This is a genomic window from Leptolyngbya sp. FACHB-1624 (genome assembly GCF_047649235.1).
Lineage (GTDB): Bacteria > Cyanobacteriota > Cyanobacteriia > Leptolyngbyales > Leptolyngbyaceae > Leptolyngbya > Leptolyngbya boryana.
Genome location: NZ_CP180258.1, coordinates 673,753 through 693,835 on the forward strand (window position 1 = coordinate 673,753; position 20,083 = coordinate 693,835).

16 protein-coding genes are annotated in these 20,083 nt (G+C 47.1%); 12 read left to right on the top strand and 4 right to left on the bottom strand.

The genetic code is table 11. From position 1 onward, the window contains the following. Positions 1-8: 8 nt before the first annotated feature. From ACMUEV_RS03180 to ACMUEV_RS03225, 10 genes are all read left to right on the top strand, one after another. On the top strand, positions 9-443 hold the full coding sequence (locus ACMUEV_RS03180; RefSeq protein ID WP_017290740.1) for a hypothetical protein: 435 nt from the start codon (positions 9-11) through the stop codon (positions 441-443). Between the two features lie 215 nt (positions 444-658). Next, positions 659-2,194 (top strand): AMIN domain-containing protein, encoded by a 1,536-nt coding sequence (locus ACMUEV_RS03185; protein ID WP_190651856.1) that lies wholly within the window; start codon positions 659-661, stop codon positions 2,192-2,194. 137 nt (positions 2,195-2,331) lie between these two features. Next, the gene (locus tag ACMUEV_RS03190) at positions 2,332-4,869 is read left to right on the top strand and encodes a CHAT domain-containing protein (protein WP_190651855.1); all 2,538 of its coding nucleotides are present in this window, start codon (positions 2,332-2,334) and stop codon (positions 4,867-4,869) included. Between the two features lie 150 nt (positions 4,870-5,019). Beyond that, on the top strand, positions 5,020-5,931 hold the full coding sequence (locus tag ACMUEV_RS03195) for a DUF928 domain-containing protein (protein WP_017290737.1): 912 nt from the start codon (positions 5,020-5,022) through the stop codon (positions 5,929-5,931). A gap of 55 nt (positions 5,932-5,986) precedes the next feature. After that, positions 5,987-8,713, top strand: coding sequence for a CHASE2 domain-containing protein (locus ACMUEV_RS03200; protein ID WP_190651854.1), 2,727 nt, complete (start codon positions 5,987-5,989; stop codon positions 8,711-8,713). Further along, the gene (locus ACMUEV_RS03205; protein WP_190651853.1) at positions 8,714-10,069 is read left to right on the top strand and encodes a response regulator; all 1,356 of its coding nucleotides are present in this window, start codon (positions 8,714-8,716) and stop codon (positions 10,067-10,069) included. Between the two features lie 108 nt (positions 10,070-10,177). Then, positions 10,178-10,606, top strand: coding sequence for a hypothetical protein (locus ACMUEV_RS03210; protein WP_190651852.1), 429 nt, complete (start codon positions 10,178-10,180; stop codon positions 10,604-10,606). 498 nt (positions 10,607-11,104) lie between these two features. Then, positions 11,105-11,965, top strand: a complete 861-nt coding sequence (gene bchL, locus ACMUEV_RS03215; RefSeq protein WP_017290733.1) for a ferredoxin:protochlorophyllide reductase (ATP-dependent) iron-sulfur ATP-binding protein — start codon at positions 11,105-11,107, stop codon at positions 11,963-11,965. Between the two features lie 87 nt (positions 11,966-12,052). Next, entirely contained in the window at positions 12,053-12,454 is a 402-nt protein-coding gene (locus ACMUEV_RS03220) for a DUF5331 domain-containing protein (protein ID WP_017290732.1), read from the top strand. Between the two features lie 26 nt (positions 12,455-12,480). Next, positions 12,481-13,884, top strand: coding sequence for a ferredoxin:protochlorophyllide reductase (ATP-dependent) subunit N (locus ACMUEV_RS03225; RefSeq protein ID WP_190651850.1), 1,404 nt, complete (start codon positions 12,481-12,483; stop codon positions 13,882-13,884). A gap of 73 nt (positions 13,885-13,957) precedes the next feature. Here ACMUEV_RS03225 and ACMUEV_RS03230 read toward each other — a convergent pair whose 3' ends face one another. From ACMUEV_RS03230 to thrB, 4 genes are all read right to left on the bottom strand, one after another. Beyond that, positions 13,958-14,824: a polyphosphate kinase 2 family protein gene (locus tag ACMUEV_RS03230; protein ID WP_190651848.1), complete on the bottom strand. Its 867-nt coding sequence runs from the start codon at positions 14,822-14,824 to the stop codon at positions 13,958-13,960. 30 nt (positions 14,825-14,854) lie between these two features. After that, positions 14,855-15,766, bottom strand: coding sequence for an ATP adenylyltransferase family protein (locus ACMUEV_RS03235; protein WP_086370973.1), 912 nt, complete (start codon positions 15,764-15,766; stop codon positions 14,855-14,857). A 76-nt stretch (positions 15,767-15,842) separates the two neighbouring features. Continuing rightward, a complete protein-coding gene (locus ACMUEV_RS03240; RefSeq protein ID WP_199329529.1) occupies positions 15,843-16,319 on the bottom strand; it encodes a DUF1499 domain-containing protein in 477 nt (158 codons plus the stop codon). A 40-nt stretch (positions 16,320-16,359) separates the two neighbouring features. Then, positions 16,360-17,271 carry a homoserine kinase gene (gene thrB / locus ACMUEV_RS03245; RefSeq protein WP_190651846.1) on the bottom strand — a complete coding sequence of 304 codons (912 nt, stop codon included), beginning with the start codon at positions 17,269-17,271 and terminating at the stop codon, positions 16,360-16,362. Positions 17,272-17,356: 85 nt separating this feature from the next. Here thrB and ACMUEV_RS03250 point away from each other — a divergent pair, with 85 nt between their 5' ends. Next, on the top strand, positions 17,357-18,601 hold the full coding sequence (locus ACMUEV_RS03250; protein ID WP_190651845.1) for a bifunctional folylpolyglutamate synthase/dihydrofolate synthase: 1,245 nt from the start codon (positions 17,357-17,359) through the stop codon (positions 18,599-18,601). A gap of 89 nt (positions 18,602-18,690) precedes the next feature. Beyond that, entirely contained in the window at positions 18,691-19,983 is a 1,293-nt protein-coding gene (locus tag ACMUEV_RS03255) for a dihydrolipoamide acetyltransferase family protein (protein WP_190651843.1), read from the top strand. The last annotated feature ends 100 nt before the right edge of the window (positions 19,984-20,083 follow it).

Sequence of the window (20,083 nt, forward strand, 5' to 3'; positions counted from 1 at the left end):
AGGTTGACATGATGATGAGACTCAAAGCAATTAGCGTCTTTGCAGGACTTGCTCTAATGATGGGCTTAACTGCATGTGCTGAAACCGAGCAGGCTGCTCCTCCTGCTGCTCCAACCGCGCCCGCTGCAAAACCTGCCGGGACAGTGAACAAAGCCGGGGAATCTGTAAAGAAAACGGGTGACGCAGCGAAGAAAGCAGGCGAATCTGTAAAAGCCAAAGCAGGCGAAGCCGCAACTAAAGCAGGCGAAGCCGCAACCAAAGCGGGTGAAGCTGCAACCAAAGCAGGCGAAGCCGCAAAAACGATGACTGGCGAAGGCGTAAAGCAAGCCGGCGAAGCAGCTAAACAAGCCGGTGAAGCAGCCAAGCAAGCTGGAGTCGCAGCCAAGCAAGCAGGTGATGCAGCCAAAGAAAAAATCACCCAACCCGCTGAGAAAAAGCAATAAATCACTCCTGTAGCGGCATTTCAGCGACACGTCTCTACAGAAGTTCTGCTCTAACCTAACATTCATGCATTGCTAGGAAGATTGCTTAAGCCACGTGCTTAGGCAATCTTTTTGTCCAAAAACAGTTACAGTTCCCAAAAACTCGCCTATAATCCACCCAATTCTTTCCTCTCCGAGTGTCCCCCACTCGATCGCTAATTTTCTCCTGACTTGCCATGCTGAAGAAAGCCCTCACATTCTCCGAATTGATTAGCGCGATCGTTCTCCTCACCAGCGCATCCGCGATCGCAGCCCCGCTTGAAAACTTGCGGTTCGACCCCGACATCAATCAACTCGAAGTTACCCTCGCAGCAGGCATCAAACCGACCTATTCTCTCCTCTCAAAACCCGATCGCATCGTCCTTGATTTACCCAACACCCAGGTAGGTCAGATTTCTCCCCAACAGACTTTTATGGGCGCAGTTCGGCAAGTTCGCGTCTTCCAATTCCAGCCAGATACCACCCGGATTGTCCTCGAACTTGCGCCCAATCAAACCTTGGCAACCCAACAAGTCCAACTTCAACAAGCCCCAAGCTCAGACAAAATCTGGATACTCCGCCCTACTCTAGCGGCTCGCACTCCTTCCCCCCAAACCCAAGCCGTTTTCAACTCCCTGCGTCCCATCCAGACCGCTCCCCTTCCCAAAACAACTCCAATCCAACCCGCAGAACCAAAAGTCGCCCAAACTTCAGCCACTCCCGCAAACGATTTTGGACTACCGCCCGCTCCCCCCACCATCAACCCCGACCTCCCGCCTGTAACCCCTCCCCCTGCAACTAATTCTGCGCCTCCTGCTGCGACTGTCCCTGATCTACCGCCTGCTCAATCTACTCCCCTCCCCCCCGCTGCCGGATCAGGCAATGCTCCCACCGGAAGTAGTCTTCTTTTTCCAGATGCGCCGATTACTCCTCGCGCTGTCCCTCAATCGCCTGGCTTACAACTTCCAGAAGTCAATCCCAGCTTGGCAATTCCAGATTCGTTTCCGCCCATTAATGCCCCCACAAATTTACCGAGTACACCGCCGACCGTGACCGTTCCCCAACTCGATCGCCGCTCTCCCGATCCCTCTTCGATCGTGGAACCTCGATCGACCTCTGCTCCCGTCGAAGATACTCCTGTTCCTGTCCGCCAGAGAACCATCCAATTCGGTCAACCCTTACCCACCCTCATCAATCAGCAACCCCCATCCACCCCGCAGCAAATCAGTCGTTTTGCCAACGGATCTTCTGAAAGTCTCCTTCCTGTTGGCACAAAGCTTAGCCTGTTTTATCCCGGCAACGAGCCACTCAAACTTCAGGGCAATCAATCTCGACAAGATGTATTGATTTTGCAAAACGAAATCCGCGATCGCGCAGGGCGCTTACTCGTTGCGCCTGGGAGTGCAGTCATGGGAAAGTTTGAAACCGATCGAAACGGAAGTCGATTTGTCACCCAAGCCGTCACCATCCAAGGTCAAAATCTCGCCTTCATTGGCAAATCAGACACGATCAGCGGCAATCCTCAAGTTCAAGACCATCGCTTAATTCAAAACTCTGGACTCGGCGCGATCGCTGGAGCCGTCCTCGGTGGTTTCTCGGGTGGAAACGTGATTGGCGGAGCCGCGCTTGGAGCAGGCGTAACTTATCTCACAGCTTCTAGACCCGCTACAATTCAGCCCAGACAATTAATTCAGATTCAATTAACTCAGGACTTCAACCTCTTCTCCAGATAACCGATGCAAACTCGCACTCTCGCGACTATCCCGCCCACAGCCGAGCATTGATAGCCCGTAGCGCATAGGGGAACACTAGACCTGATTCCTGTTCGGCAAAGTCTACTTTGCGAACCACTGACCTCAGGTAACTGTCTATGATGTCCCGATCAAAACACCGTCGGTTGCTCCATCTTTGCCTCGGCGTTCTCAGCTTGTCTTTAGCGATCGCCATCACGCCTGCTCAAGCAACCCTCCAACCAACTCCTGCCCCGATTGTTGCTGCACAACCCGCGACGCTCTTAGATCAAGGACGTACCCTCTATCAGTCTGGGCGATTTGCAGAAGCAGTTTCCGTATGGCAAACTGCCGCACAACAATCTCAGGCAAAAGGAGATCGTGCCAATGCTGCCCTTAGCCTCAGCTACTTATCTTTGGCACAGCAAGAATTGGGTCAATGGGCTGAAGCGACTCAATCGATCGAGCAAAGCCTCTCCCATCTCAAAGCGACGAAACCCCAAGCAGATGCCATTCTCTGGGCACAGGTTCTCAATACTCAAGCTAGTTTACTCCTCCATACAGGCAAAGCAGAAGCAGCCCTAGAAACCTGGAAACAAGCTCAGACTTATTACACTCAAGCGGGAGACACAATCGGTAGCCTAGGCAGTCAAATTAACCAATCTCAAGCCCTACAAAGCTTAGGCTACTATCGCCGTGCCAAGCAGCAATTAAACGAAATCAACCAGCAATTAGCTAAACTGCCGGACTCTCAAGTCAAAGTTAGCGGATTGAGAACACTCGGCGCGACTCTGCAAATGATTGGAGATTCGACGGAAAGCCGTAAAGTTTTAGAACAAAGTCTAGCGATCGCCAAAGCCAAAAATCTTAAATCCGAAATCAGCGCAATTCTAGCAGGACTTGGAAAAGCGGCAACCGACTTAAACGATCCAGATGCTGCTCTAGCATACCTTGAACAATCCGAACAAGCGGCCGTTAGCCCAATTGAGAAACTGCAAGCTCGTCTCGATCGCTTCAAACTTCTGATTGATTACGGGTTACTCGACCAAGCCGCTCCAATTGCACCCCAGCTATTATCCCAGCTTGAGCAACTCCCCCCAAACCGTACTTCTATGTATGGCGCAATTAATTTTGCCGCCTCGCTCAATCAGCTTGAAAACAGCGAAAAACTATTATCGCTCAACACGCTCTCAAGCCTACTTGAGAAAACAGTTCAGTCTGCCAAGAGCTTGCAAGACTCCCAAGCCGAAGCTTATGCCCTCAACCAATGGGGCAAGCTCTACGGGCGCACGGAGCAATGGGCAGAAGCCGAAACCGTTACGCAGCAATCTCTCGAAATCGCTCGTCAACTTCAAGCCGATGAGATCATTGCTCAATCTGCTTGGCAAATGGGACGGTTGAAAATCGAACAAGGCAAAACTAAGCAAGCGATCTCACCTTACACCGAAGCAGTGAAATCTCTGCGTGCCATCCGAGGCGACCTTGCAGCCATCAATCCTGATGTCCAATTCTCCTTCCGAGAAAGCGTCGAACCGGTCTACCGTGAATTCGTGGCACTCTTACTCGAAGGTCAACCGGGTCAAGCAGAACTCACCCAAGCTCGCGAACTCATCGAATCTCTACAAGTTGCAGAACTCGACAACTTCTTCCGTGAAGCTTGTCTCGATAAAACCCAACAAATTGACCAGGTTGACACGACTGCAACTGTTGTCTATCCGATTATCTTGCCCGATCGCTTAGCCGTGATTTCTTCCACCGCAGGCAAACCTCTGCAATATCACATCACCCCAATATCGCAAGCCGAAGTCGAAGAAACGCTCGATCAACTGCTGGCTGCACTCAACCCAGTTTCCAACCTTCAAGCTCGCGATCGCGTCTCTCAACAAGTCTACGACTGGCTGATTCGTCCAATCGAGTCCGAATTAAAACAGACAAAAACACTGGTGTTTGTTCTAGACGGTAAACTGCGAAATATTCCCATGTCAGCCCTTTACGATGGCAAGCAATACCTCATCGAGAAGTATGCTGTCACCCTATCTCCTGGGCTTCAGTTAATGGCAGCACGTTCCCTCCAGCAAACCAACATTGGCGCAATCGTTGCTGGTATCAGTGAGTCTCGTTCGGGCTTTTCTGCCCTCCCTGCTGTAGAAACTGAAGTTAAAAAAATCGCGCAAACCGTTCCTTCTTCCAAACTGCTTAACGCACAATTTACAGGCAATGCATTATCGACTCAATTAAAAGACAGTAAAGCGAATGTTGTGCATCTTGCCACACATGGACAGTTTAGCTCTCGCCTCGAAGATACCTTCCTGCTGACCTGGGATGGAGTTGTCAACATCAAAGAACTCTCCGAACTCCTACAAAGCCGGGACGCTTCAAAAGCGATCGATCTACTCGTGCTCAGCGCTTGTGATACCGCAAGTGGTGACGATCGCGCTGTTCTTGGACTGGCAGGACTAGCAGTAAAATCAGGAGCACGGTCTACCCTCGCAACGCTTTGGCCTGTAAAAGATAAAGCAGCCGCAACACTCATGACGCAGTTTTATCAAGAACTCGGTCAATCGAGAAGCACCAAAGCAGAAGCTCTACGCCAAGCACAACTCCATTTGATACGCAAAACGGACTTTAAAGATCCCTTTTTCTGGAGTGGATTTGTCATGGTTGGAAATTGGCAGTAAAAAACTGTAGATTCACGGATTCCTCAAGCTGAGAATTACGCAAACTCACCACTGGCTAAAGGGAATATATTCTCTAGGATTAGTTTATAGTGGTGTTCTCTTAGCTCAGTTCGATTGTGTCCAATCTTACTCCGATGCGATGGAAGTTTTATGAAAAAACAAGCAATTGCTAGCACGATGGGCATTGTCGCCCTGATTGCTAGTAGCGCCTGGACTCCAGTTCAAGCATTTCCGTTCTCTCCTCCTCCTGGCAATGGCTCTCCCAGCCAAGCGACAGGCGGAGCTTCTCGTGGCAGCATATTTACGAATCGGCAAAACCGCACTGTCCGTCAAGCGACAGGCGGAGCTTCTCGTGGCAGCATTTTCCAACCCGGTGCAAACCGTCGTGTTCGTGCAGCCGTGGGTGGAGCTTCGCGTGGATTCTTCCAACCTTCGCGGACTAATCGTACAGCTCGCGTAACTGCGGGTGGCGCTTCTCGTCTTGGTAGACAGGAGTTAGATCCCTCACTCGTGGCTTCATCGGGTCCGGCCGCAATGTTGGCTCTTACGCCGCAAAACTACTACGGCACGACGATCTCTGAACGCCCAACGATCTTGGTCTATCTCCCTGCAACCGATGCTGAAGAAGCAGTTTTTAGCCTGAAAGATGAAGCAGGAGCCACGATCTATGAAACAACGATTGCGGTCAATCAAGAAGCGGGCATTCGCGCCATTTCCCTCCCTGAGTCTATACCTGCTTTAGAGGTGGGTAAAGACTACCAGTGGTTTCTAGCACTCAAGATCGATAACAAGTTAAACCCCAGTGCTCCCTATGTGGATGGCTGGATTCAACGAGTTGAGATGAGCGCAGAAATGGCATCAAGTCTCAAACAAGCCGATGCGCTTCAGAAAGCAAAAATTCTGGGACAGAATGGACATTGGTATGACTGTGTTGCAACTCTGGCAATGTTGCGGGCAAGTCACCCCACAGATGAAGTTCTGACCAACCATTGGAGCGAACTCCTCTCATCTGTCGAACTCGGTTCGATCACACAAGCACCAATGCTCGTTTCTCTTAACTAACTCTCTATGAAGCACTGGTCAGTGCGACCAGTGCTTTCCGAATCATGTAACTACTATGCGGCAAAAAATCCAAGCTTTTTTTCGGCGAAATCGTAGCGTCTTGATCATTGCACCTAGCGTTGCTGCAACTGTTACTGCGGGACAAATGCTAGGTGTATTTAATTTGCTTGAGTGGCAAGTGCGCGATCAGTTCTTTCGGCAGCGATCGACCGGAGAAATGGCAAAGTCGATTGTGGTGGTCACAATCGATGAGGAAGATATTCAAAGTGTAAAAAAATGGCCGATTCCAGACTGGTCACTAGCACAGTTAATTGAAAAGATTCGGGCACAAAAGCCAAGAGCAATCGGGCTAGATCTTTATCGCGATTTGCCAGAAGGTGAAGGTCACAAGCAGCTGGTCAATGTATTTGAATCCACACCCAATTTGATTGGAGTTGAGAAAATCACAGGTGATCGCGTTGCACCTCCGCCTGCTTTAAAAAAGAAAGACCAAGTTGCGATCGCAGATTTAGTGTTAGACGGCGATCGCCAAGTTCGGCGTGCCTTGCTCACCTCTGAAGATGCGAAAGATCAGACGGTTAAGCCGGGACTAGCAACACGAGTTGCTTTAAAATATCTAGAAGCTGAAGGCGCTACGTTAGACAGCTCAGATAAAAATCCACTCCAATACAAGCTTGGTCAAACCGTTTATCTTCCTCTAAAAGATCAAGAAGCAGGATACTCAGACGCAGATGTTGGCGGCTACCAGATTCTTCTCAATTGGCATGGCTCAGAAAAAGCATTCCACACAGTATCGATGCGAGATGTTCTCGCAGGACGCGTCCCCGCAGATTTGATGCGCGATCGTATGGTATTTATTGGTTCGATTGCCGCGAGCACCAACGACTTTTTTGGAACTCCCTTTAGTTCTTCGTGGTTCTCTGCTCAAGATCCAACCCCTGGCGTAGTCGTCCATGCCAACATTGCTTATCAACTGGTCAATAGTGTCAAGCAGAACAACATGCTGCATGGCTTGACGATCAAAAAATTCATTGCTTGGATTTTTGCCTGCTCTCTGTTTGGAACCATAGGAAGTTGGACGTTAGCAAGTTTACCTAGTCGCCAGCGCCTTCCGGGTGGAAAAATTCTGTGGGCAACGGTCGGGACAAGTGGTGCAATTGTCTCGGGAGCCTATTTCATTTTTCTAGGAGGAATGCTGATTCCAGTCACACCCGCGCTTGCTTCTTTCATTGCGAGTGTGATTGCGACTGTAAATTCTCACAAACACCAAAAACTAGAAGAAGCGAATCGCGAATTAGAATCTGCGAACAATCAACTCATTGATTATTCCAAAACGCTAGAAACAAAAGTTGAGGAACGTACCCGCGAACTCTTAGAGGCAAAACAGGCAGCAGATTCTGCGAACCAAGCAAAAAGCGAATTTCTTGCCAACATGAGTCATGAGCTGCGGACACCGCTCAATGGAATTTTAGGCTATGCCCAAATCTTAGAGCGATCAGTCGCCCCTAAAGAGCAAGAAGGCATCAAAATTATTCATCAGTGCGGCTCCCACTTGCTGACGTTGATCAATGACATTCTAGATTTGTCAAAAATTGAAGCTCGTAAGCTAGAACTTGATTCGTCTAGCATTCATCTTGCGAGTTTTCTCAATGGGGTTGCTGAAATCTGCCGAATCCGGGCTGAGCAGAAAGGGATTGGATTTCAGGTCGAGATTGACGATTGCTTACCGATTGGCATTGTTGCTGATGAGAAGCGACTGCGACAGATTTTGATCAATCTACTCGGGAATGCGATCAAATTTACAGACCAAGGACAGGTCACCTTCCGCGCACTCTCGGCTCAAGAGTCTAGAATTCGATTTGAAATCGAAGATACAGGCGTAGGGATGTCTACCGAGCAAGTAGGCAAAATTTTTCTCCCTTTTGAACAAGTCGGAGCCGTTGAGCGCAAATCTGAAGGAACAGGGCTAGGACTTGCCATTAGCCAGCGAATTGCAAACTTGATGGGAAGCGGAATTCAAGTGCAGAGTCGCTTAGGAGAAGGCAGTATTTTTTCGCTCGAAGTTGAATTCGCGATCGCATCCGAATGGAATCAATCTACCCAGAATCTAGCGCAAACCCAGACAGTCATTGGAATTCAAGGTCAACCCCCGGTTATTCTCGTTGTAGATGATGATCGGACTCAATGCAGTATGGTGGCAACACTACTACAAGAGATCGGATTTGAAGTCAAAGTCGCTTACACCGGAAGTGATGGCTGGTTAGCAATTGACGAAGATCATCCTGATCTCGTAATTACAGATTTAGCGATGCCTCTGCTAGATGGAATGGGATTGATTGAGCAACTGCGCTCTACTGCTGAAACAAGTGCAATTCCCATCATTGTTTCGAGTGCTAATGTCTTTGGCTCCAATCGTCAGCGTAGCCTTGATGCGGGTGCAAATGCCTTTCTTCCCAAACCTTTTGAAGTTGGAGAATTGCTCAATACACTACAAGCTCTCCTGAATCTGACCTGGATCTATCAAACTCAACCCACGGAATCGCCCGCTCAAGCCGCACCGGCCCAGGGTAAACTCGTTCTTCCAGCACAGAATGTCTTAGATGATATCTATCATCTTGCTATGATGGGCGATATTACTGCGATCGAGGGTATTCTGAGTACATTAATAGAGGAAGACCCTTGCTATACAACGTTTGTAGCCGAATTGAAGAAGCTTACTGCGACGTTTCAAGCTGGAAAAATCCGTCAGTTTATCAAGTCCTACACTAAGGCGGCACATTAAATGATCCCGATTTCATTGGTCCCGGTTCGCATCTTGCTTGTAGATGATACACCAACCAACCTGAAAGTCCTGTCTGAAGCGCTGCAAGGGCAAGGCTGGAAAACATTGATGGCAACAGATGGAGAATCTGCGATCGAGCAGGCCGAGTACGCACTCCCGGATTTGATTTTGCTGGATGTGATGATGCCTGGGATTGATGGCTTTGAAACCTGTCAGCGTCTCAAAGCCAATGCTAAAGTACAGCACATTCCCATCATTTTTATGACCGCTCTCTCTGATTCCATCAATAAAGTTAGAGGGTTAGAACTAGGCGCGGTCGATTATATTACCAAGCCCTTTCAGCAAGAAGAAGTCATTGCTCGCGTTAAGCTGCATTTAAGTATTTCGCACCTCAATCAATCCCTACAAACGAAAATTGCCGAACAAGCCGAAACCGAGGCGCAACTGCAACAATTAGCTCAGGAACTAGAACAACGAGTTCGAGATCGTACCGCCGAATTAGAAATATCACTGCATCAATTAAAGACGACTCAATTGCAATTAGTGCAGAGTGAGAAAATGTCTACACTGGGTCAACTTGTTGCAGGGGTCGGACATGAGATTAATAATCCGATTAATTTTGTCAGCGGCAATCTCAAACACATTGATGATTACACACGCGATTTGTTTGCGTTAATTCAGATGTATCAGCGCAAAGATTCTGCTGAAGATATTGCAGAATTTATTGAAGATATTGATTTAGAGTATGTTGCCGAAGACTTGCCAAAATTAATCAAATCGATTCATGAAGGGGTTCATCGCCTCAAGGATATTAGTCTTTCGCTACGCTCGTTTGCGCGATCAGATATCTCTTCAAAAACTGAATTTCAACTGCGTGAGGGAATTGAAAGCACCATTATGCTGCTCAAACATCGCCTGAAAGCAAATGAGAAACATCCTGAAATTCAAATTATTCGACAATATGCAGAACTACCGCCAATTAGCTGCTATCCAGGGCAACTCAACCAGGTCTTTATGAATTTGATTGCGAATGCGATCGATGCGTTTGAAGAGCAAAATGAAACGCGCTCTTATGCAGAGGTTGCAGCGTCTCCTAATATGATCTGGATTTCAACTGAGATCGATCGCTCCAACCAAACGGTTTCTATCCGCATCAAGGATAACGGGTTGGGAATGCTGCCTGAGATTCAATCCCAGATTTTTGAGCCAAGTTTTACGACGAAGCCAGTAGGAAAAGGAACAGGACTGGGCTTGCCAATTAGTCGGCAAATTGTAAATGAGAAGCATGGAGGGCAGTTAGAATGCCGCTCTATTGTGGGTGAAGGCACGGAATTTACGATCTCGCTGCCGATTTAAGAAAAATAATTTGAACCTTTGAGATAGTGAGTCTGTCTAAGGAAGCGAAGCTAATTTTTTAGCTGATCACTGACCTAATTTTTGACTTACACCATGCAGAAATTCTCAATGAAAAAAGTTGCAATTCTTCTCCCCGGTGCGATCGCGCTGATGATGGCAGTTTCGCCGATGCTTGCAGCTCATGCTCGTCCTATCAACCGCTTGGCACAAGCCCCAAAACAGGAATATGCAAATAAGCTGGGCTTGACTGATGCACAGAAGCAATCCATGAAGTCGATTCGGGAAGCGGTGCAAAAAGATATCTACACCAACGTGCTCAATGATGGGCAGCGTGCTCAGTACGATGCAGCAGTACAGCGAGGTGAAAAGCCTGGAAAGATGATGCGATCGCTGAATTTGTCTGATGCACAGAAAACGCAGATTCGAGACAAGATGAGATCAGCTCAGCAAAAAATCAATCAAGAAGTACTGACGCAGGCACAACGCGATCAAATTCAACAAATGCGTCAGCAACGCAGAAATCGTCGAGGTGCATAGCTAATTCGTTTTTCATCATCAAAGGAGTTCACGGAGGCATCCAGTGTGGATGCCTTTTTCTTTGAGTAAGACCGCAAAACTTTGATGATTCTTAATAGAACTCTGCAGTGAACGGATAGGGTACTGCGTTGTAGGCAGGAGCAGTTGTCTATCTTCCTCACTCTGAAGAACTTTGAATTGGAAAATCGTGGGTAGGACGCAGGAACTGACCTAATCAGCAATTGAACGAAAAGAGCAACAGGGTTAGGTTTAATCTGTTTGTTTTTTGTTCTTATTTTTATAAAAAAAAGAATTCAAGAATTTAAAAATTGCTAAATAACTGCTTAATTCACCTTAGTAAGATTTCTTGGAGTTCTGATAAATATATTCTTCAACTGAATTGTCTTAGCGATGTAACTTCTTTTTGCGAGGACTAGGCAGAAACGGTCTTATCAACAACAATGCAAACAGAACAGATTTGTACTCACCCCTTCAGAGACGACTTAGGAGAACCTTAGAGTGAAACTCGCAGTGTATGGCAAAGGCGGCATCGGCAAATCGACGACAAGCTGCAACATCTCAGTCGCATTGGCAAAACGCGGCAAAAAGGTTTTACAAATCGGTTGCGATCCCAAGCACGATAGTACGTTTACCTTGACTGGCTTTTTGATCCCGACCATTATTGATACGCTTCAGGAAAAGGACTATCACTATGAAGATGTCTGGGCTGAAGATGTCATCTACAAAGGCTATGGCGGTGTGGACTGTGTAGAGGCAGGTGGACCTCCAGCAGGAGCAGGCTGCGGTGGTTATGTAGTCGGTGAAACGGTCAAACTGCTCAAAGAACTGAACGCATTTGATGAATATGATGTGATTCTGTTTGATGTCCTGGGAGACGTGGTTTGTGGAGGATTTGCGGCTCCGTTGAACTATGCAGACTATTGCATGATCGTGACGGATAACGGATTTGATGCGTTGTTTGCAGCAAATCGGATTGCAGCTTCGGTCAGAGAGAAAGCACGAACCCATCCATTACGACTCGCAGGCTTGATTGGAAATCGCACGGCAAAGCGAGATCTGATTGAAAAGTATGTTGATGCAGTGCCGATGCCAATCTTGGAAGTGTTGCCTTTGATTGAAGACATTCGCGTTTCGCGAGTGAAAGGAAAGACATTGTTTGAAATGGCAGAGTCTGATCCCTCATTGAACTATGTGTGTGATTACTATCTGAACATTGCCGATCAGATTTTGGCAAATCCTGAAGGAGTCGTTCCAAAAGATGCTGCCGATCGCGATTTATTCTCGTTGCTGTCTGACTTCTATCTCAATCCACAACAGCCAAAAACTGCCGAGGAAGAATTAGATTTGATGATGGTCTAAAGAAAGAATGAAGGGGAAAGGATGAAGGCTACGAATTGCGATATGTGATCTTTAGTGCCAACTTTGTCCTTTTACTTTGTTTGACTTGTGAACATTGATCAATTACGTCGATCGCTCAAAGACCGCTGGCTCGACTATTACGAAGCAAACCGTTCTTGGATTTCTCGGTTGTCGATCTGGGTCAGTTGCGAAGGGAAACGGCGACCGTCTTCTAGCTTTATTCTGGGTGTTCTCTCAACCGAAGAACCCCGTCTGACCGAAATGCTGCCGCTCATTGTGGACTTGAGCAATCATCCCGATCGCATTGTTGTTGCACTGGGACTGAACTTTGATCCCGAACAAGAACTGAATCACAAACAACTCAAAGCTGAAACTCCCAAGTATCTTCCTGCGAGTTCTGCAACTGAAGCGCCTCAGAAACCTCGTCGTCCGGCTGAAGTTGATGAAGCTTGCGAAGGACGCAACCGAACGACACCATCGCCTCAATAAAATCCTCACTTTAGAGAACTACCGTTATGACTCTCGCTGATGCTCAACCTCAAGCCCTTAATTTCGAGTGCGAAACTGGAAACTATCACACCTTTTGTCCGATTAGCTGTGTTGCATGGCTGTATCAAAAAATTGAAGATAGCTTTTTCCTCGTTATTGGCACGAAAACTTGCGGCTATTTTCTGCAAAACGCGATGGGCGTGATGATTTTTGCAGAACCTCGCTATGCCATGGCAGAGCTGGAAGAAGGCGATATTTCTGCTCAGTTGAATGATTACAACGAATTGAAGCGGCTCTGTGAGCAAATTAAGCGCGATCGTAATCCCAGTGTGATTGTGTTTATCGGCACTTGCACCACCGAAATTATCAAAATGGATTTAGAAGGACTAGCACCGAAACTAGAATCCGAGATTGGTATTCCCATTGTTGTAGCAAGAGCGAATGGTCTCGATTACGCCTTCACACAAGGAGAAGACACGGTTTTAGCAGCAATGGCGCAACGCTGTCCAACCCAAGCTCCAACCGCGGAAGCAGACAAAGAGGAGCGTAATGCAATTCAGAAGTTGATGAACTTTGGACGCAAACAGGAAGATGTGAAGCGCGAAGAGTCAGAATATGTGGATCATCCGCCGCTCGTAATGTTTGGGTCTGTTCCTGATCCGATCGTGACTCAGCTTTCTTTGGAATTAAAGCATCAAGGGATCAAGGTTTCAGGATGGTTGCCTGCGAAGCGCTACACAGAACTTCCCGTAATCGAGGAAGGATACTATGTATCAGGCGTGAATCCGTTCCTGTCAAGAACTGCTACAACATTGATGCGACGACGGAAAACGAAATTGATTGGATCGCCTTTCCCAATTGGTCCAGATGGAACACGGGCTTGGGTTGAAAAGATTTGCTCGGTGTTTAACATTGAACCGAAAGGATTAGAGGAGCGGGAAGCAAAAATTTGGCAAAGTGTTGAAGACTACCTGCAATTGATTCGCGGCAAGTCAGTGTTCTTCATGGGCGATAACTTGCTCGAGATTTCGCTGGCTCGGTTTTTGATTCGGTGTGGGATGACTTGTCATGAGATCGGCATTCCGTACATGGACAAGCGGTATCAGGCAGCGGAATTAGATTTCTTAGTGAAAACCTGTCAGGAGATGGGCGTTCCAGTTCCAACGATCGTTGAAAAGCCAGATAACTATAATCAGTTGCAGCGAATTCATGAATTGAAACCGGACTTAGTCATTACGGGAATGGCTCACGCAAATCCACTAGAGGCGCGTGGAATTAGTACGAAGTGGTCAGTCGAGTTTACGTTTGCTCAGATTCACGGATTTGGGAATACGCGGGACATTTTGGAGTTAGTAACACGACCACTGCGGCGAAACGGGGCGTTGAAGGATTTAGGTTGGGAAAAACTGGTAGAGGAAGCGCGAGTTTAAAGCGTTACTCACTCTAATCTACGAAACCTTAGAAGGCGGAGTTTTGGGACAACTCCGCCTTCTAAGGTTTCAATTATTCCTCGCTTTCTAGGACTTTCTTTGCTTCTAGTAACTCTGCACGCCGGACTTTGCTAACCGTGGGATAGGACAGATGCAAAGACTTTAACGTACTCACAATAATGTCTGAGACGGCTAACCGGGTAAACCATTTATGATCGGCGGGGATAATATACCAAGGAGCATAGCTAGTACTCGTATTGTTAAATACATCTTCAAAAGCTTCCATGTATTGATCCCAGTGTTGCCGTTCTTTAGCATCAGAGACAGAGAACTTCCAATTCTTTTCGGGTTCATTAATCCGAGCTAGAAATCGTTTCTTTTGTTGTTCCTTAGAAACATTCAAAAAGAACTTGAGTACAACAATGCCATTTTCGACAAGATACTGTTCAAAATGGTTGATTTGCTTGAATCGTTTGTCCCAGATCTCTTTGCCATTGGCTTCTGGTGGAAGTTTCTGATGAACTAAGAGTTCTGGGTGAACGCGAACGACTAAAGTTTCTTCGTAGTACGACCGATTGAAGATGCCAATTCGACCGCGTTCTGGTAAGGCCCGATTCGATCGCCAAAGATAATCGTGATCTAATTCTTCAGAAGAAGGCGACTTAAAACTGTAGACTTGGCAACCTTGAGGATTGACACCCGACATCACATGTTTGATCGTGCTATCTTTTCCTGCGGCATCCATTGCTTGAAACAAAATCAGCAATGCGTAGGAATCTTGAGCGTAGAGAATATCTTGATACTTTGCTAGTCGTTGCACCCCTTGTTGAAGTTCGGCTTGAGCCGCAGCTTTATCGGTTAAGCCGTCGGTATAAGCTGGATCATAGTCTTTCAGATTAATCTTTGTGTTCGCGGGAACAATAAATCGATCGTGTTTCATAACAGGCTGTGGGGCAATTCTTCATTATGATCAACCTGTCTTGATTGAGGACATTACCGCAACGTTCTTTAAAAAATTCAGCGGACGTAATTGTTTGAGCGTTTCGAGTTGCTCAGGAGTTTGAACTAAGAGCGCACCTGCAAATGCTAGAGAATTCACTCCAATTCCGCCAAATCCGGGTTGCGATCGCGGCACAATCAACATCCACTCCCTCGTCGCTAATAAATTGTAAGGAGCCGACTGCATCACACGATTAGAGCGGATTCCAACTGTTTCTAGTAGCTCGTAATAGTGTTGAAGAATGTCTTCAGGTGTGGTTTCAGGCTCAAATCTTGCGAATGCGTGGAGAAAGGAAAATTCAGGAATCTGAGTGATGCGATCGCGCGATCTGACCTTTTTAATTAGGGGATCAATCGGAACACGATCAATCTCTTTCTCCATCGGAAAAGGAACAAGTTGCAAATGCTTATGTCGTTGGCTTGCCCCTGCTGCTTTTCCTGCATTGTAGAAAGCTAAACCATCGACTTCCGATAAACATGCCCACATCGCAGTGAAATCATGAAGGGTCAGTAAGGCTTCTTGTTCTTCAAATGCGCGGGTCACAATCAGTAGATGGTTATCAACCACGTTAAATTTATTCAGAAGACACACATGCGTTTCAGAAATATCCATCACAAACAAATCCCGCTCGTACGGTAGAAAAGGATTGATGGGATGTCCGCTTTTTTCTTCTTGTTTTTGTTTAAGGTCTGCTGCCTCTTTGCGAATTAAGTTACTGACAATCCGTACGAGAAATTGAACACCTGCTTGTTCAACAAACTCGTGACTTGTAGGAATAGAAAGCAACGCACCACAAGACAGAGCATGTTGAGTCTGCTCGATCGTGCGTTGCCAGAGAGTTCCTGGATGTTCCAGAAGCGGAAGATGCAATAACTCATTCATAGAGAGAGACAGGGAAATAAAAACACTGTTCTACTATTCCACATCTTTGTGATGAGTTTTGCATAGGACAACAGTTTTATGTGACGTTCTCGCTCAGTTGAGTGCGAATCGATTCAATGCGTTGCCGATTCACACCGAGATCAGATTCGCCAAGACGGGATGCTGATCGCACTTGAATCGCCTTGCTCGTCTTGTCTAGATAAAACTCTACGTCATCAACAAAGCCCATGAGTTTGCTAGTAAATTCAGCGTAAAGATAGTTCTCAGTAGATTCAATAATTTTTGTTCTCGGTTGAGATTCAATTACTTGTTTGAGATCTGCGAAGGCTTTTTCGATGTTAGAAGATTTAAGAGGAGCGATCGCATGGGTCGAATCAGAGCTAAAACTATTGACGCAATTGGGTGTGCTAGGACACTCCGTTAAGCGATCGTTGTGTAGACCTAGATTCGTAGGGCGACTGCCAGAAAAGGAGAAAAGGCTAGCTTGAGCTGGAGAAATATAAGTGAGCCAGCAAAATGCAAGGAGAAAAATGAGAGTGAAGGTTCTACGCATGAGAATTTGTTCAAGAAAGTTTAAGGCGATTGAGTTCTACTTAGAGTGTATTGATAATGCGAGTTCCTTGGGAGTCGATCGCTAAACATTTCGCATCGACTCCAACATTTAATTCTGTCCAAGCCTTTTCCATAGCTAATCGGACTCCTTCTGAGCAGTGTTGATGAGCAAGCGCTAGAACGGTCGATCCGGCTCCACTGATGACCACACCATAAGCACCTGCTGCGATCGCCGCTTCTCTCACTGCATCGTATCCCTTAATCAATTTCTCGCGATACGGCTGATGAATTCGGTCTTGCAAGGCAGCTTTTAGCCAATCAGCATTTCCCGTTTCTACGCCTCGAACAAATAGTCCTAGATGCGCTGTATTAAAAATCGCATCCGCACGGCTATAGTCTGTCGGCAAAACGCCGCGAGCTTCAGCCGTTGAAAGTTCAAAGTTCGGAATGGCAACGATCGGAACAATGCTCGCGTCCCAAGGAATATCACAGATTTCCCATGCTCGATCAATTCCTGATGCAGCCAATCGGCACCCCCCAATCAGAGCAGGCACAACATTGTCCGGATGTCCTTCAATCTCAGTCGCAAAAGCTGCAATCTCACTTTGACTCATCGGCGACCCTGCGATCGCATTTGCTCCTACCAGTCCGCCAACAATCGCTGTTGCTGAACTTCCCAATCCCCGCGCCAAAGGAACATCCATCTTGATATCGATGGAGATCCCAGGAACAGGCTGGTGAATACGATCGAAGAATTTGACGACCGTCTGATAGACCATATTGCTAGAATTGAGAGCAACGCGATCTGCTTCCGCTCCGGTTGCCGTGATTCTCAAACCAGAGTCGATCGGCGAGAATTGAAATTCGTTGTAAAGCGTGAGAGCTGCTCCTAAACAATCAAATCCGGCTCCAAGATTGGCAGTCGTAGCGGGGACACGAACAGTAATAGACATGAGACGCGATCGCACTAAAATTTTGTTCAGTCCTTCATTGTAGTCTTGCGTGCGATGATTTTAGATGGTGGATTCCGTTGAACCTATGACTGATTTCTCTAAAAAAATTGATGCTTTGCTCCAGACCTACGAGCGCTTCGGCGTACATTTAGGTCTAGAAGCAAGTTTGAAGCTGCTCTCAGATTTAGGCAATCCCCAAAAGCAAGTCCCCATCATCCACGTAGCAGGCAGCAATGGCAAAGGATCGGTCTGTGCGTATCTATCTAGCATTTTGACAGAAGCAGGGTATAAAACAGGTCGCTATACTTCACCCCATTTGATCAGTTGGAATGAGCGTATTTGCATTAACGGTCAGCCGATTGAATCAGCAGCGTTATATCAAACATTGCTAAAAGTACAATCTCAGATTGATCCAGAGCATTCACCTACTCAGTTTGAAGTAATTACCGCAGCCATGTGGCTTTACTTCGCTGAGCAGCAAGTGGATATTGCAGTGATTGAAGTCGGACTGGGCGGAAGATTAGATGCAACGAATGTAGTTGAAGATCCTCTAGTCAGCGTCATTGTGTCGATTAGTCGAGAACATTGGCAGCGCTTAGGATTTACGATCGCCAATATTGCCCAAGAAAAAGCAGGAATTCTCAAAGCAAACCATCCTGCTGTGATCGGACAGTTGCCCGATGAAGCAAAAGCAGTTGTCGATCGACAAATTGCCGCGCTCGGTTGTCCTGTCGTTTATCCTCAACCCTCACAACTCATTGGCGGCTGGGCACATCAGGGATCGCTAAAATATCAACTTCCACTTCAAGGAGAGATTCAATTACACAATTCGGCTTTAGCGATCGCTGCTATTCAATTTCTTCGTCAACAAAACTGGAATATTTCAGATGATGCCATCGTCAATGGAATTGCAAATACGACATGGGCAGGGCGGATGCAGTGGTGTGAATGGCAAGGAAATCGGATTTTGATTGATGGCGCACATAATCCGGCAAGTGCGATCGCGCTACGGCAATTTGTAGATTCGCTAAATCGCCCGATTCACTGGGTAATGGGAATGCTAACGACCAAAGATCATGCAGATGTTTTTAGAGCATTATTGCGATCTCAAGATTCGCTTTATCTCGTTCCTGTACCGGGTCATAGTTCGGCTGATCCGAGTGAATTAGCCACGCTTGCAAAAGAAATTTGTCCGGGCTTGGAGACTTGTCAAGTCTATGCCGATGTCTTTGCAGGATTGCAGGCTGCCCAATCCAAGAATCTGACAGTGCTGTGCGGCTCTTTATATTTAATTGGTGACTTTTTTCAGCAGCAGCGCGATCGCAGCTAAATTTGCTGCCAAATTTCGATACAATCTGATCTGCACAAAAAATCGCATTCTTGTGTTCAGATTCTGATCCACCCTGAAATGTACCCGCCATGATCCACGAAATTTTTATGCCCGCCCTCAGTTCCACCATGACCGAAGGAAAAATCGTGTCCTGGCTCAAAGCTCCGGGCGACAAAGTTGAGAAAGGTGAAACCGTTGTGGTGGTTGAGTCTGACAAGGCTGACATGGACGTAGAATCCTTTTATGAAGGTTTTTTAGCCACGATCGTCGTTGATGCAGGCAACTCGGCTCCGGTTGGATCTGCGATCGCGCTGTTAGCTGAAACCGAAGCCGAGATCGAAGCCGCGAAACAACAAGCGACCCAAACAACTCCGAGCGCTCCGGCTGCCACTGCCGCTGCTACAACACCGACTCCAGAACCTGTTGCTGCCGCTGCCACAAATGGCTCATCCAGTGCGCCGACTCAAAATGGACGGATCGTTGCTTCTCCACGGGCACGGAAACTCGCAAAAGAGTTAAAAGTTGAACTGGGTGCTGTGGTTGGAAGTGGTCCGCATGGTCGAATTGTGGCAGAAGATATCGAAAAAGCTGCTGGCAAAACCCCGACGGTCAAGCCTGCCGCAAAACCTGTTGCACCCGTTGCGCCTGCTGCTGTTGCTGCTGCACCCGCTCCGAGAGCCGCCGCTGCACCTGTCGCTCCCACTCAACCAGGTCAAATCAAACCGATGACGACCTTGCAAACCGCAGTCGTCCGGAATATGAATGCGAGTTTAGATGTTCCAGTCTTCCGCGCTTCGTACACGATTACAACAGATGCACTCGACAAACTGTACAAACAGGTGAAATCCAAGGGTGTAACGATGTCCGCCTTGCTGACAAAAGCGATCGCGATGGCGTTGCAAAAACATCCTTTACTGTATGCAAGCTACGTTGAGAACGGCATTCACTTTAACGAGTCGATCAACATTGCAAATGCAGTCGCAATGGAAGATGGTGGCTTGATCACTCCTGTATTGAAAAATGCAGATCAGCAAGATCTTTACTCGCTGTCTCGGAACTGGAAAGATTTAGTCGATCGTGCAAGATCAAAACAACTCCAACCCGATGAATATAGTTCTGGAACGTTCACAGTCTCGAACTTAGGCATGTTTGGTGTGGATGCGTTTGATGCAATCTTGCCACCAGGACAGGGAGCGATTTTAGCGATCGGCGCATCTCGTCCAACCGTAGTTGCAACCGATGATGGACTGCTCGGAGTACGCCGACAAATGCAGGTAAATATCACTTGCGATCACCGCATTATTTACGGTGCAGATGCGGCAATCTTCTTGCGTGATTTAGCAAAACTGATTGAAACCAATGTTCAATCGTTGACGCTGTAATAAATTAGAACTCCGAGGTTCTCAAAATCTCGGAGTTCTGCACTAAGTTGGGAAAGCTAGATTATTATTTATGAGAAGCTTGTTACTATTCGGTGGCAGG